Source organism: Enterococcus sp. AMC1251 (assembly GCF_058216535.1).
The window spans coordinates 2,376,106-2,390,510 of record NZ_CM177098.1 but is presented as its reverse complement, the minus strand read 5'-3'; the positions used below and the strand labels follow the sequence as shown (position 1 = coordinate 2,390,510).

General features: G+C 34.7%; 14 protein-coding genes and 1 other annotated feature. Of the genes, 8 read left to right on the top strand and 6 right to left on the bottom strand.

Annotation, left to right across the window (positions count from 1 at the left end; translation table 11 throughout):
- Positions 1–2: 2 nt before the first annotated feature.
- The 5 genes from lpdA (at position 3) to AC4BBR_RS11245 (ending at position 3,939) form a co-directional block, all read left to right on the top strand.
- Positions 3–1,409, top strand: a complete 1,407-nt coding sequence (gene lpdA / locus AC4BBR_RS11265; protein ID WP_010760823.1) for a dihydrolipoyl dehydrogenase — start codon at positions 3–5, stop codon at positions 1,407–1,409.
- A 313-nt stretch (positions 1,410–1,722) separates the two neighbouring features.
- On the top strand, positions 1,723–2,400 hold the full coding sequence (locus AC4BBR_RS11260) for a cytochrome c biogenesis CcdA family protein (protein WP_490459632.1): 678 nt from the start codon (positions 1,723–1,725) through the stop codon (positions 2,398–2,400).
- Between the two features lie 12 nt (positions 2,401–2,412).
- Positions 2,413–2,970 (top strand): TlpA family protein disulfide reductase, encoded by a 558-nt coding sequence (locus AC4BBR_RS11255; protein WP_490459631.1) that lies wholly within the window; start codon positions 2,413–2,415, stop codon positions 2,968–2,970.
- A gap of 68 nt (positions 2,971–3,038) precedes the next feature.
- A complete protein-coding gene (locus AC4BBR_RS11250; RefSeq protein ID WP_490459630.1) occupies positions 3,039–3,464 on the top strand; it encodes a hypothetical protein in 426 nt (141 codons plus the stop codon).
- 16 nt (positions 3,465–3,480) lie between these two features.
- Positions 3,481–3,939 (top strand): hypothetical protein, encoded by a 459-nt coding sequence (locus AC4BBR_RS11245; protein WP_490459629.1) that lies wholly within the window; start codon positions 3,481–3,483, stop codon positions 3,937–3,939.
- Positions 3,940–4,102: 163 nt separating this feature from the next.
- On the opposite strand, the gene tyrS is transcribed toward AC4BBR_RS11245, so the two are convergent.
- The gene (gene tyrS, locus AC4BBR_RS11240; RefSeq protein WP_490459628.1) at positions 4,103–5,410 is read right to left on the bottom strand and encodes a tyrosine--tRNA ligase; all 1,308 of its coding nucleotides are present in this window, start codon (positions 5,408–5,410) and stop codon (positions 4,103–4,105) included.
- 11 nt (positions 5,411–5,421) lie between these two features.
- Positions 5,422–5,623, bottom strand: a binding site (T-box leader).
- A gap of 54 nt (positions 5,624–5,677) precedes the next feature.
- Complete coding sequence (locus AC4BBR_RS11235; protein WP_490459627.1) at positions 5,678–6,727, bottom strand: AI-2E family transporter; 1,050 nt, start codon at positions 6,725–6,727, stop codon at positions 5,678–5,680.
- 187 nt (positions 6,728–6,914) lie between these two features.
- On the opposite strand from AC4BBR_RS11235, the gene AC4BBR_RS11230 reads away from it, so the two are divergent.
- Positions 6,915–8,213: a Y-family DNA polymerase gene (locus AC4BBR_RS11230; protein ID WP_490459626.1), complete on the top strand. Its 1,299-nt coding sequence runs from the start codon at positions 6,915–6,917 to the stop codon at positions 8,211–8,213.
- On the top strand, positions 8,210–8,566 hold the full coding sequence (locus tag AC4BBR_RS11225; RefSeq protein WP_490459625.1) for a hypothetical protein: 357 nt from the start codon (positions 8,210–8,212) through the stop codon (positions 8,564–8,566). The genes AC4BBR_RS11230 and AC4BBR_RS11225 overlap by 4 nt, the downstream gene beginning before the upstream one ends.
- 40 nt (positions 8,567–8,606) lie before the next feature.
- On the opposite strand, the gene AC4BBR_RS11220 is transcribed toward AC4BBR_RS11225, so the two are convergent.
- Both AC4BBR_RS11220 and AC4BBR_RS11215 read right to left on the bottom strand, forming a co-directional pair.
- Complete coding sequence (locus AC4BBR_RS11220; protein WP_490459624.1) at positions 8,607–9,821, bottom strand: YdcF family protein; 1,215 nt, start codon at positions 9,819–9,821, stop codon at positions 8,607–8,609.
- Between the two features lie 152 nt (positions 9,822–9,973).
- Positions 9,974–11,824, bottom strand: a complete 1,851-nt coding sequence (locus tag AC4BBR_RS11215; protein WP_490459623.1) for a sensor histidine kinase — start codon at positions 11,822–11,824, stop codon at positions 9,974–9,976.
- 111 nt (positions 11,825–11,935) lie between these two features.
- On the opposite strand from AC4BBR_RS11215, the gene AC4BBR_RS11210 reads away from it, so the two are divergent.
- Positions 11,936–12,664, top strand: coding sequence for a response regulator transcription factor (locus tag AC4BBR_RS11210; protein WP_490462113.1), 729 nt, complete (start codon positions 11,936–11,938; stop codon positions 12,662–12,664).
- A gap of 83 nt (positions 12,665–12,747) precedes the next feature.
- On the opposite strand, the gene citG is transcribed toward AC4BBR_RS11210, so the two are convergent.
- Positions 12,748–13,635 carry a triphosphoribosyl-dephospho-CoA synthase CitG gene (gene citG / locus AC4BBR_RS11205; protein ID WP_490459622.1) on the bottom strand — a complete coding sequence of 296 codons (888 nt, stop codon included), beginning with the start codon at positions 13,633–13,635 and terminating at the stop codon, positions 12,748–12,750.
- The gene (locus AC4BBR_RS11200; RefSeq protein ID WP_490459621.1) at positions 13,619–14,323 is read right to left on the bottom strand and encodes a GntR family transcriptional regulator; all 705 of its coding nucleotides are present in this window, start codon (positions 14,321–14,323) and stop codon (positions 13,619–13,621) included. The genes citG and AC4BBR_RS11200 overlap by 17 nt, the downstream gene beginning before the upstream one ends.
- Between the last annotated feature and the right edge of the window lie 82 nt (positions 14,324–14,405).

The following is a 14,405-nucleotide window of genomic DNA, read 5'->3' as shown; positions in this document are numbered from 1 at the left end:
ACATGGTAGTAGGAGATTTCGCCATTGAATTAGATACAGTCGTAATTGGTTCAGGCCCTGGAGGATACGTTGCAGCGATTCGTGCTGCTGAAATGGGTCAAAAAGTTGCGATTATTGAACGTGAGTTTATCGGCGGTGTATGTTTAAACGTTGGATGTATTCCTTCAAAAGCATTGATCGCAGCTGGACACCACTATCAAGAATCACTAGATTCAACTATGTTTGGTGTAACAGCTAAAGATGTTGAGTTAGACTTTACAAAAACACAGGAATGGAAAGACAATAAAGTTGTTAATACATTGACAAGCGGTGTTGGTTTCCTTCTTAAAAAACATAAAATCGAAATTATTGAAGGAGAAGCGTTCTTCGTTGATGAAAATACATTGCGTGTTATTCATCCAGATTCAGCTCAAACTTACTCATTCAATAATGCGATCGTAGCAACTGGTTCTCGCCCAATCGAAATCCCAGGCTTTAAATTTGGCGGACGTGTCTTAGATTCTACTGGTGGTTTGAACTTGAAAGAAGTACCTAAGAAATTTGTGATCATCGGTGGCGGTGTTATCGGTGCAGAATTAGGTGGCGCTTATGCTAACCTTGGTTCTGAAGTAACAATTTTAGAAGGTAGTCCTTCAATCTTACCAACTTATGAAAAAGACATGGTTAAACTCGTTACAGATGACTTCAAGAAGAAAAATGTAACAGTTGTAACCAAAGCGATGGCTAAAGAAGCAATCGACAACGGCGACAGCGTAACTGTTAAATATGAAGTAGACGGCAAAGAAGAATCAGTAACGGCTGACTATGTAATGGTAACAGTTGGACGTCGTCCAAACACGGATGATCTTGGTTTAGAACAAGCAGGTGTTGAGGTTGGCGAACGTGGTTTAGTTAAAGTAGACAAACAAGGTAGAACTAATGTATCAAACATCTTCGCTATTGGGGATATCGTACCAGGTGCTGCTCTGGCTCATAAAGCCAGCTACGAAGCAAAAATTGCAGCAGAAGCAATTTCTGGTAAAAAAGTAGAAGTAGACTACAAAGCAATGCCTGCTGTAGCCTTTACTGATCCAGAATTAGCAAGTGTTGGTATGACAATCGCTGAAGCCAAAGAAGCGGGCTTAGAAGCAACAGCTTATAAATTCCCATTCGCTGGTAACGGCCGTGCTATTTCTTTAGGTAAAACTGAAGGATTCGTACGTTTGGTAACAACAAATGAAGACAATGTCATTATCGGAGCACAAATCGGCGGAGTTGGCGCAAGTGATATGATTTCTGAATTATCATTAGCTGTTGAATCTGGCATGAATGCAGAAGATATTGCATTAACGATCCATCCACACCCATCTTTAGGGGAAATTACTATGGATGCTTCTGAGTTGGCTTTAGGTTTGCCAATTCATATTTAAATAGCATATTTGTCACACAAAGAAAGGCCGGGCTAGCCAAGCTCGGTCTTTTGTTATTTTATTTAAGCTTGATCTCAAAAGGAATTTAATATGTGACCATCTATAATTAGAAAAAAGCTCAGAAAATACTTAATTTATTAATCCATATGTGTGGAGAGGATAAGCGAGCGAAAAGCTCATTCTATACATAAATTGATAAGTTATTGTAATGTTAAACTTATTTGAATGATATATGATTATGTTATGATTTAGGTATTCTGTTTTGCTAGATGCAAAAAGGTAGCTAAATTATTTTTCGAAAGGAATTTTATCAATGATGTTTTCTTTTATTCTTTTTTTGGAAGGGGTACTTACATTTATTTCACCATGTATTCTACCGTTGCTTCCAGTGTACATCACTTATTTTCTAGGTTCAAATAACGAGAGAAATAAAATCGATTCGTTAATGAGAATTTTTGCATTTATTGGTGGTTTTTCATTTATATTTATCATTATGGGAATGCTTGCTAGTTATATTAACCAATACTTAATTTTATATCGTACAGAAATACAGTTTATTACTGGTATTTTAGTGATACTTGCTGGGCTTAAAATGACAGAGTTGATTCGATTTCCTAGTATGCCGCGTTTGCTTCCTAATGTTCAATATTCTGGAAAATTTGGCTCGTATTTTTCATTATTCTTATTCGGCATTATTTTTGCAATTGGTTGGTCGCCTTGTTTAGGTACTTTTTTAGGAACAGCTTTACTGATTGCGTCACAACATGGAACTGTTTTTATGGGAGGATGGCTTTTGTTTATTTATTCTATGGGATTAGCACTTCCGTTTATTCTATGTACTCTTTTTATCGATTCGTTTAAAGGTGTGTTTGCTTCGATAAAGAAAAATTATAAAGTAATAAATCTGATTTCTGGTTTATTATTGGTAATTGTTGGAATTTTTATGATGACGGGTTGGATTAATTATTTACAATTATTTGTGCCACGGTAGGAGGAAACCAAGTTGAAAAAGAAACCAATTATTTTATTTATTAGTTTGATCGTATTGCTAAGTATTAGTTTTTTTATGTATTCAAAATTGAAAGCAACTACGGATATCAACATGAGCGTTGAACCTGATTCACAAGAGGTTCCAGTTAATAGCATTACGGAAGATGCGTTTAATGTATCTTTTCAAGATGCTGAAGGGAATGAACGGACACTTTCTGAATTTAAAGGAAAACCAATTGTGCTTAATTTTTGGGCGAGTTGGTGTCCACCTTGTAGACAAGAGATGCCAGTATTTCAAAAGGCATATGATGCTGATTCTGATGTACAATTTCTATTAATTAATCAGACAGATGGTCATAGAGAAACAAAGGAAAAAGCGCAAGAATTTATGACAAATGAGCAGCTTACTATGCCACTTTATTTTGATGAAACAGGTGATAGTATGGTGAAATATGGACTTAATGCATTGCCAATGACAGTATTTATTGATAGCGATGGCATAATAAGAGGGAAATCATTAGGTGCTTTAAATGAGTCTAGTTTTAAAAGTTATTTAGATAGGATCAGGTAGAAGGATACATGTGGCAACCGTTCAGTCTATGAACTGTACTCAAGCTCAATAAAAAGAGGTGTAATGTTTTGAAAAAGATTACTCGAAATCTTATCTTATTAAACATTTGTATTTGGCTATCTGCGACTTGTGTGTATTTAGTTACTATAAAGAGCGAACAATCTTTTCTAAGAGAGAATGAGCGATTGGTTACTGAAATGGTTTCTCTGCGAAACTACGATGAATATAAAAAGAGGGAAGCCAGTCTAGCAACTAAAATGACTGACTCAGTTTTATCTCAGGTTTGTCCGATTGTTCAAGTGAGTGAAGAAGCTTCAGAAGTTATTATTAATAATATGAAAACAACCTATTCTAATTTCCAAAAAAATGAAATTGAAACGATTATTTCATTTAATATGAGTGTTAATCAGTCGGCTAGTAGAATCGTTAAACTTAGAGCGGTATATACAAAAAACAAAGATCAGTGGTTAATGAGTCATTATAATTACATCTAAAGAAAAGAGGTATGGAATGAAGAAAAAATATTTGCTTATATTGGGGATTGTTTTAATACTGTTTGGAATTAGTTTTTGGCAATATTCTTCTTATGCGGAGAATAAAAAGAAGGAAGCAATACAAGAATTTAAAGAATACAATGAAACGCTTGTCTACGATATATTTTACTATTCACCTAATATTTCTAATGAAGAAAAACGAGCTAGCTTGAAAAAAAGGATGGAGACAAAGTTAGTAGATTCAATGTGTCCACCAATTCCAGAGATAAGTAAACCAGCTACTGAACCTGTAAATGAATTCTTAGATATGAAGACGAAAGAAATAGAAAGTATTTCTGATGGGAAAAGAAAAGTGACAACTACATTCACGATTAAGACACCACAAGGAAGGGAATTCCCACAAAAAGTGGAAGCAGAGTATAAAGAGAAAAATGATAAATGGATTATGCAAACAATCCAACCGATAGGTGAATGATAAAAAGATATCAAAAAAGCTGACAAGCGATTTTTATCATATGTCGTGATAACACTTGGTAATAAATTGAGCTCTAGGTTCTTTCTACATGTAGTCTGTAGAAAGAATCTAGAGTTCGATTTTTTTATATTACTAAGAGTGAGTCACTATGACTATTTACCACTTATTTAGAAAGTAATTTAACTAAAGTGTATTGTTTTTTACCTTTTCTAACAATAATGAATTTTCCATCAAAGCTATTTTCTGCTGTAACTACAAAGTCTAATTCTTTGATACGATCACCATTGATTGAAATGGCACCATTTGAAATATCTTCTCTAGCTTGGCGTTTAGAAGGTTCGATTCCAAGTTCAATCAACCAATCGACAAGATTTTGATTTAGTGTTTCTGTTTCTATTGTCGGCATATTTTTAAAGCCTTCTTCAATTTGTTTTGACGTTAGCGTTTTGACGTTACCAGAAAATAATGCAGATGAAATCGCTAAAGCATCGTTAAGATCCGCTTCACTATGAACAAACTTCGTCATTTCTGCAGCTAATACACGTTGGGCTTCACGTAAATGTGGTTCTGTTTGGACTTTAACTTCTAAGGCCTCAATTTCTTCTTTTGTTAAGAAGGTAAAGAATTTTAAGTATTTGATTACGTCACGGTCGTCTTGGTTTACCCAGAATTGGTAGAATTCGTAAGGCGTTGTTTTTTCTGGATCTAACCAAACCGCGCCACCAGCTGTCTTACCAAATTTTGTTCCGTCTGCTTTTAGCATCAATGGAATCGTTAAACCAAAGGCCTTTGCATCTGCTCCTTCTTTTTTACGGATTAAGTCTAATCCTGCTGTGATATTGCCCCATTGATCGGCACCACCAATCTGCAAGCGAACGTTATTATTTTGGAATAAATGTAAAAAGTCCATTGATTGTAAGATTTGGTAAGTAAATTCTGTAAACGAAATCCCTGTTTCTAAACGGCTTGCTACAATATCTTTACCAAGCATTGTGTTGATATTGAAGAACTTTCCATAATCTCTTAAGAAATCTAAAAGAGTCAGATTGTGTGTCCAGTCGTAATTGTTTACTAAGGTTAATGTATTATCTGTATCCACTGCAAATAATTTTTCCATTTGCTTTGTTAAAGCATCAACGTTGTATTGTATTGTTTCCATTGTTTGTAGTTGACGTTCTGTTGTACGTCCACTGGGATCTCCGATGGATCCTGTTGCGCCACCGATTAAAATAAATGGATGATGTCCAAAAGCTTGGAATCTTTTTAGCATCATAAAAGGAATCAAGTGTCCAATATGCATACTATCTCCTGTAGGATCGACACCGCAATATAGTGAAATGCTCTCGGTTTCAACGTATTCACGTAAACCTTCGCTGTCTGTTTGTTGGTTAATGGCGTCGCGCCATTCTAATTCATCAATAATGTTTTTCAAGTTTCTTCTCCCTTTCTTAAGTAAAATAAAAAATCCCATAGACTAATAGTCTATGGGACGAATTTCGCCGTGTTACCACCCAAATTGTATACGAAAAAACATATACCTCTCAAATCTGTATCGTAGATAGACGCCTACTTACGGTAGGAAACTAAAAGTGTAATTCACAAAAATGTGTATGGCAGCTCTCACTAGACGCTGACTCTCTGAGATAGGGACATGTTTGCTACTTCGCTTTATCAATGTTTGATATTCTATATTGTAATTGTAGCAATTCTACAATAAATACGAAGAGTTGTCAATTTTTTATTCCTGTTCATTTGGTGGATTAGAGGATTTTTCATTGGCAGAATGGATCGGTTTGACTTTTAGGATATCCAAAAAGAAAGTAAAAATAGGAATACCGACAATCAATCCCCAAACACCAAATAATCGTTCACTGATTAGTAAAATAACGAATGTATAAAAAATTGGTAATTCTGTTTTGCTAGACATAAGTTTAGGGTTTAATACATAAGACTCAAATAAATGAACAATGATGATCACCGCTAAAATATACAGTACATCGTTGATTCCCCCCTCAGAATAAGCAATAAAACTTAGTGGGATACAAGAAATAATTACACCTGCGACAGGGATTAAACTCAAAATGAAAACCATAAGAGCCAAACTTGGCAATTGATGAAATCCAATCAAAGCTAAACAAATTGTTGTAATACTAGTATTAACAACAGCAATAAAAAATTGAGCTTCCATAACAACACCAAAGGTATTGACAAACTTATCAGCAAAATAATAAATATCTTGAAAGAACCAGTCAAAATCACTTTTCAAAAACAGTTTAGAAAACTCTGTCATTTGTTTTTTCTCAATCATAAAAAAGAAGCTCAAGATGAAAGAAAGAACAAAAGAAAGACCAATAGAACCTATGTCTTGAATATAACGCAAGATCATACTTGCACCATTTTGAATTTGCGTCATTAGATTAGATTTCTCTAAATAATCATCAATAACTGCGAGCAGCTGATTATGATTATCGCCTGGATTTTGGTAAAAATGAACAACTGAATTGTACATTTGAACCGTTTGATGGATGAGGACGGGTACATATTTTGTAATTGCTAAGTAGGTCACAAAAATAATTAAAGAGTACGTTAATAAAACAAGTACAAGCGAAGGGACTTTTAAAAAGCGCTGAACAAATTTCACGAAATGGAGCGCTAAAAATGTGAAAATAAAGGTTAATAAAATCATTGTGATCATACTTCTAGCCAAAAATAAAATAAAAATAACAACAATTAAAACAAAAAAACGTCTTAACCGTATATTTTGAACAAATTTTTCATAAACTGACACGGACTTCACTCCTTCTAATTAATAATACATATAAGATAACTATAATGCTTTTTCCTATTTTAAGATAGTAGTTTCATCTATTTAAAAAAATTTATATATATATATAATTTTAAAAAGATGTTCCCCTTTACAAAAAGAACGCATGTTCGTATAATTGTTTATGAAATACAACAAGGAGAGGAATGCTATGTTTTTTGATTATGAAAAAGAACCCAGAAGAGTGATTCTTTGTATAGATGTAAAATCTTTTTATGCTTCAGTCGAATGTGTCGCAAGAGATTTTGATCCACTTGAAAAAATGCTAATCGTGATGAGTCATGCAGAAAATAGTGGTGGTCTCGTTCTAGCTTCTTCTCCGAAAGCGAAAGAAGTTCTTGGTATCACCAACGTAACACGCAAGTATGATGTACCGAATCATCCTGAATTGGTCATTGTTCCGCCACGAATGAATGAGTACATCAAGGAGAATATGAAAATCAATGAGATTTATAAAGAATATGTAGCGGATGAAGATTTACATATTTATTCGATCGATGAATCGTTTTTAGATGTGACAGCTAGTTGGAAATTATTTGGACAAACACCCATAGAATTAGCTCAGATCATCCAGCAAAGAATTAAAAAAGAGACAGGATTAGCGATTACAGTCGGTATTGGGGACAATCCTTTATTGGCAAAAGTAGCGATGGATATCGAAGCCAAGCATAGTGAGAAACGCTTAGCACAATGGCATTATGAGGATGTACCTGAAAAAATCTGGACAATTGAATCGATGACAGATATGTGGGGGATCGGTCATCAATTAGAGAAACGACTAAATAATTTAGGGATTCGTTCAGTGTATGATTTGGCGCACGCAGATTTGAATAATCTAAAAAGAAATTTAGGCATCATTGGGGAACAGCTGTATGCTCATTCGCATGGCATCGATCGCAGCCGTTTATCCGAAAAATACATACCAAAAGAACGGTCTTATAATAATTCTCAGATTTTGATGCGGGATTACTTAAGACAAGACGAAATCGAGGTGGTGATCCGAGAAATGGCGGAACAAGTAGCAGCCAGACTTAGAAAAGCTCATTGTCAGACTGAATGTGTTCATCTATCCATCGGTTGTTCAAGAGCTGGTAGGTCAGGTGGATCAGGTTTTTCAAGGCAAATGAAGGTGCCTCTAACGAATAGTAGTAAGACCTTGATTGATCATTGTCTAATGATTTTCAGACAGCATTGGCATGGAGAAGAAGTACGACATATTGGAATTACCTATTCCAAGCTGAATTATAATACTTATGTACAACTAGATTTATTTCATGAACCAGATGAACAGATGAAAGAACAAAAACTAGATCAGTTGATTGATGAGATCCGTCAGCGTTTTGGCTATGTTTCTTTGGTTCATGCAAGTTCAGTATCGTCTGGTGGTACAGCAATTTCAAGAGCATCATTAGTCGGTGGGCATGCAGGGGGAATGGAGGGCTTACAATGAGTAAAGAACGGGATTATTATTTTGAACAATATGAAGATCGAAAGATGAAAAAATGGGCAGGGTTTTATTTATCTGAACATACTGCAATCATTGAACAAGAGAAAAAAAGACAGCCAACTGAAAAGAAAATTCAAATGAGTTGGATGGAAATCGACGAAGTTTTAGCGCAAGCTTTTCAAAATCAAATTGAAGTGAGGATTCAAAAAGAAGAATTAGATTGTGAAGGGGATTATGGCGCGGATATTATCGGCATGATTCAAGGACATGATGCGTTAGGAATTTATGTGGAGGGGCATAAGATTGGCTATGATGAGATCCGTCATGTCCAGTTGCATAAAAAAACTAACATCTAACGTTAAATACTGTATTAAAGTTAGATGTTAGTTTTAGTTTTTAGTAGCGAGAAATTAGAAAGAATTGCACGAAAGCCAGGAAGATCATTATTAAAGCAATTAGCCCACAGATGATTGAATGAAGACGCTTATGCATCATTACAATTGCAACGAACTCTCTTAAAAAAGCATTCGGTAAAAAGTAAAAGGCTGTTTTTGCACCAATTCCATCTACTTTCAGATTAGCTATTTTCGCAAAAAGACCTGCACGAAATAGGTGGAAATTATTAGTAGTGAAGAGTGCATGATAGTCTGTTCCGCCAAAAGACGTTTCCATAATTTCTTTCGAAAATTTCATGTTTTCTAAGGTGTTTTTTGAATTTGTTTCAACTAAAATATCTTCTTCCGGAATTCCTTTTTCAATGGCATAACGTTTCATCGCAAGACTTTCAGCGATATGTTCATCGTCACCCTTACCGCCTGACATAAGGATTTTAGGCGGACTTAAGGTAGCTTGAGATTGAGCGTTGTAAAATTGAATTGCTTTTTCAATTCGTTTGCCTAAAAGTGGTGGCACTGTTTTTCCGTCGATCAAACCTGCACCTAAAACGATGATAAAATCTTGTTTATACTTAGGCTGATTAAATTGATAAATGATTGAAATAGTTAAAAAATTATAGAAAACGATAGAAAAATAGACCATAGAAATCGGCAAGATCCCAAATAATAAAGAAGCCCATTGAGGTAAAATTCGACTTGAGTAGTGGTTAAAAATTAGAAAGGCTGTAAGCCCAACTGCTAAAAGTAATGTTAATAAATTTGCTAAAGAATGACCTTCTTTACGCAAAACTACAATCGCATTCCAGTACAAGAAGACAATTAAAGCATATAGTCCGATCAAGAGAAGCAGTATAAGGACAACTATCGCTATTCCTGCTAAAGCAATCAACAATGGGTTGAGTGTTTTGAAAAGTAAATAACTTAAATAAATCATACCAACGATTAGAAATAAGTTGAATACTAGTCCGTTTATTAATCTGCGCTTTTCTTTTAAATAACTAAAAAGAAAAAGTAATAGAAGACTTGAAGGAATCAAAAAATAATAGGTGTGAAGCTGAATTTCTAGGTAAATGACATAAAGGATAAAACAAATTGAAAACCAAAGTAATTCATAAAATTTCCAATCTTGAGTCACCTTATTTTTGCGCCATTTTGGAATAATGAATACGCCGATAAGATAAATGATACCCATGATAAGACTAAAATAAATTCCCATAACCAAACTCCTTCAATAAATGATTTCCATTTTAGTATAACGAAAATAAAGAGAAAAAAATACTATAACGTCCGTTTTATAAGAATGAGAAACACTTGCATAAAAATAAACATTCTTCAAATGAATAAAATAGAAGAATGCTTATGATTGAATTATTCACAAGAACGGACTGGAAACGTGATAAAAAAGCTGGTTCCTGAATTTTCTTTTGAATCTAATGAAAGGTGCCACTCGTATTTTTCGATAATTGAAGTTACTGCAAACAAACCAAGACCAGTACCTTCATCGGCAGATTTTGTTGTGAAGAAGGGTTCGAATATTTTCTCTTTTAGCGCAACCGGGATCCCAGAACCATTGTCAGAAATTTCTAGAGTAACAAAGCGATCAATGTGACTCATTCGGTGATTGTTTGTTTTTAGTAGAGTAGTTATTTCTTTTGGGGCTGGTTTTACAGTTACTTGTATCTTTTGTGGTTTGTTTACGTTATTTTTTGTTGCCTGGTAGGCATTGGTGATCAAGTTATAGATTAAATTCTGTAGATCGATTTCTTCTAATTTAGTTGTCCCTAAATTTTCTTGAATGGATAAGGTCAGTTGAACTTTTTTAGGAATGATTTCGCCAATTAAATGAGTAGCTACGCCAATAGCAGCAGAGATATCCATCCATTCCTGAACACTTTTTTGAGGTTTAGAAAAGCGCAGTACATTTGTAGAGAGTTGCTTGCCTTTTTGAGCAGAATGCAAAATTTCTTCTAGATCTGCTTTCAATACGGGATCTTCTCCATGCTCCTCTAATAACAATTGTGTGTTGCCGATGATTGGTGTTAAAAAATTGTTCATATCATGGACGATTGAAGTTGTTAATAAACCGACCGTTTCCATTTTATTTCGTTGGTATAGCTCTAATTCAAGTTGATGCTGTGTTTTTTGTTGTTTTTGTTTTTCGATTAATTGGCGATTTTCAGCTTCAATCGCTTCCTTTTTTCTAAAATTATGAATAAAGAGTGAGCAGATGATGATCAACAGCAATAGTAAGACCAAAAGGAAAGATAAGATGATTACAAAATTAATAATATCATCATTTCGCTCATTATAATCTGCATTGATCGCAACGACCCAATGAGCAAGACCGACATCAATCCACTGAAAAGCGCTGATTTTTAAGACCTCTGTTGGCGTGTCTTCATCCCACCAATAAGATTTATAGGTTAATTTTCCAGAAAGATGGTTTAACTGATATTTTTCCAAGCGTTTTAAATCAGAATAATCAAAGTTAGGATAAATTTTTTCTCGGTCGTTGATAATATCTAAACCGACTTGCTGCTTTACAGGATGCATGACAACCGTCATCGATTGATCTTTAATCATTGGATAGCCTTTATAGTCTACTTCAAAATCTTGTAGAAAATTCTTATAAAAAGCTTCTAAATTTAACGGTAAAATCAAGTAACCATCGATAGCACCAGAGGAAGTTTTGATTTCTTGGTAAAAGTTAATATAGGCCTTTTTATCGATAAAATAGGAATCACCATTTTGAGCAGTTGGTTTAGTCAACAGCTGTTTCAAGGATAAATCATGACTAATAAATGGATGGATGGTTTGAATATCCACAATCGATACTTGTTTTTTCTTGGAATCCCAGTGAAAAGCGTATAAAGGTGTTCCATCTGGCTCCATATAAAAAAGTGCATCTGCTTCATCATTTAATGATTCAAAAAATGTATTCAGAGAAGAAGAACTGTTTTTTAGATAAGTTGCTGGATCCTTACTATTCTTTAAATGCCCATCGATAGCCAGATAATTAAGTGCTTGGTGCCGATTTTTCATAGAAAGCTGGATTACTTTTCCAACATATTCTGTCGACTGCAATAAAAAATCTTGTCCGCTAGCAGTGGTTGTTTTGCGAATAACGGAAAAGCCGCGAATTGCAAAAAAAACGGATACAACAATAAAGGCAATGATCGCTGCAATCATAATGTTCACAATTCTAGTTTTTCGTTCCATTGGTCTATCTCCTTTTAAAAGTTTGTTCATATCATACCAAGTTCATGTTGAAATTTAAAGACAATTCCGCTATTGTATAGATAGAGTGATAAGAGTAATGAGGTGTACATGTTGCGGAACGAAAAAATTTTAGTGGTAGATGATGATCCTGCAATTCGCCGATTGATTTGGAAATCGCTTCAGTCAACGGGATTGTTGGTGTACCAAAGTGATACGATTGAAAAAACATTAGATATCATGGATAGAGTAGCGTTTCAATTGTTTCTATTAGATGTTAGTTTAGAACATGAAAATGATGGGTACCATTTGGCTCAATTGATTCGGGAACGTCAGCCTTTGACACCGATCATATTTGTCAGTGGGAAAAAAAGCGAGAACGATATTATCAGTGGTCTAGAATCTGGTGGCGATGTTTACCTTCCTAAACCGTTTGCGCCAAATGTATTACGAGCGCAAGTCGTCAGTACATTAAATCGAACAGAGCAGTTATTGACACTAAGTCACCAACGTGAGGAGACAGTTTTGCGAGATGGAATTTTTTCTTTTGATAAAAACCAATTTCAGTTTAGTAAAAACGGTGTGATTGTCAATATGACCTCTAAAGAAATTATGATGATCTTATTTTTCATGGAAAATCCGTACCAAGTGTTTAGTAAAGAACAGATTTATGCTAGTGTTTGGAGTGATGGAGACATGGATAAAAATCTGATTATGGTATATATTAATTACCTAAGAAATAAAATTGAAGATGATCCTAAAAAGCCAAAATACTTACAAACTGTTTGGGGGATTGGTTACCTTTTTAATCCAGAAGGCAAAGATGCCGGAGCCGATGTTTAACCTTGGGATATTCTATTTGTAAAACAGCTGATGATCAACAATGGTCATCAGCTGTTTGCGCATTGTTAGCTGTATGTAAAAACTTATAATAGACCTTCTAATCGACCAAAAAAGAAGCTCAACGCTAATAAATCAGCTGATCCACCAGGGCTAAGATTTTCTTTGATAAGCTGTTGATCAAAAAGAATCAACGCATCTTCTAGCTCTTTTTCTGAACTGTTTATGGAAAAAATTTGTACCAATTCAGAGGCTTGCTTTTTGACGTTTTGCCAAGCTGTGAATCCACCGCGATTAATCACATTAGAATCTTCGATCGTGGCCATTAAGTGTAGGAGCAATAGTAGAAATAGGATTCGCTGCTCACTTTTTTGATGCTGTCTTAAAAACGGCAGTGCAATCGTTCTAAGTGCTGGATAGCCTAATTCTGCTTCACCACGAATTCCAACGATACCATGTTCTAAATAAAGTTTTTCTCCGTAACTCAATTGTTGTTTTTGCGCTAAACCAGAAAAATCTTTTGAAAGTAATCCTTGTGTCATCTGCTTTACATAGCTGAAAATAGCTGCTGTATTTTGCTCTGAAAAGGGAATTTCGAGTTGTTGCTCATTCATTATTTTTCCTACGGCACTTAAAAGCAAGGCAAAAGAAAAATTTGCTCCTTTATGGGTATTGATCCCTTCTGTTTGGCTCAACATTGCAGTTTCTGCTTGTTGTCCGAGTGTCCGAACTTTTTCAAATAAGTCTAAAGGGGTTCCGTCATGAGTAAAACCCAAATGAACATACTCAACGAAAAATGGCGCAAGGGCTGCACTACTATCTATAAACGTAAAATAATTCATGTCTGCATGTGCGCCGCAACTTTTAGGATCAACTAGACCTGGTTTAGGATAAAGAGCGGCTTCATAGAGTAATGCTTGTAAAGCGAATTCACCAATCAACTGAGGCGTCGCTTTTTTAGGTTGTTGTTTCATTTAAATGTTTTTCCATTTCCTTTAGAATAAATGTTTGAGAATAGTCTAAATGCTCAGTAATCAATAATTCCAATTGTTCTTCTTCCTGATTCATCATACATTTGTATATCAGCCAATGTTCATTCAATGCTTTATCTCGTCGCTCTTTAGAACGAATCGAGATATCTCTAAAATAGACAAGGTATTCACGTAATTTCATGACGATTGATTTTAATCGCAACATTTTGCTTTTTTCATAAATCAATTCATTAAAATCCGAAAATTTTTGTAGCACTTGATCGATTTCATTAGCTTCATTCAAACGCTCTGTTTCTTCCAACAGTGTTTTCAATTCATCAAAATCTTCAGATGACATTTCCTTCATTGCCGTGAGCGTAGCTAAAACGTCTAACGATTTTCTAATTGCATAAATTTCGTTAGCATCATTGAGTGAAATTCCTCGAACCATAATCCCCACACCACGAACATGATCAACCAATCCTTCTTCAACTAATTTTTGCAACGCATAGCGAATTGGCGTCCGGCTGATATTCATCAATTCAGAAAACTCTTTTTCATTGATCCGTTGTCCAGCCGGAATCTCACCTAAAATGATTGTTTTTCTGAAGGCTTTATAAACAAGTTCTTTCAGCGGTTCATTGAGACTTAAATCTAAATTTTTTCCAACTGCTTCTGATATTCTGCTCATCTGATTACTCCTTTACAGATTAATAGTAGAAAAAGTAAATGAATATTTTGATTCTATCTTGCTAAGAAAAAGATAAGAAAAT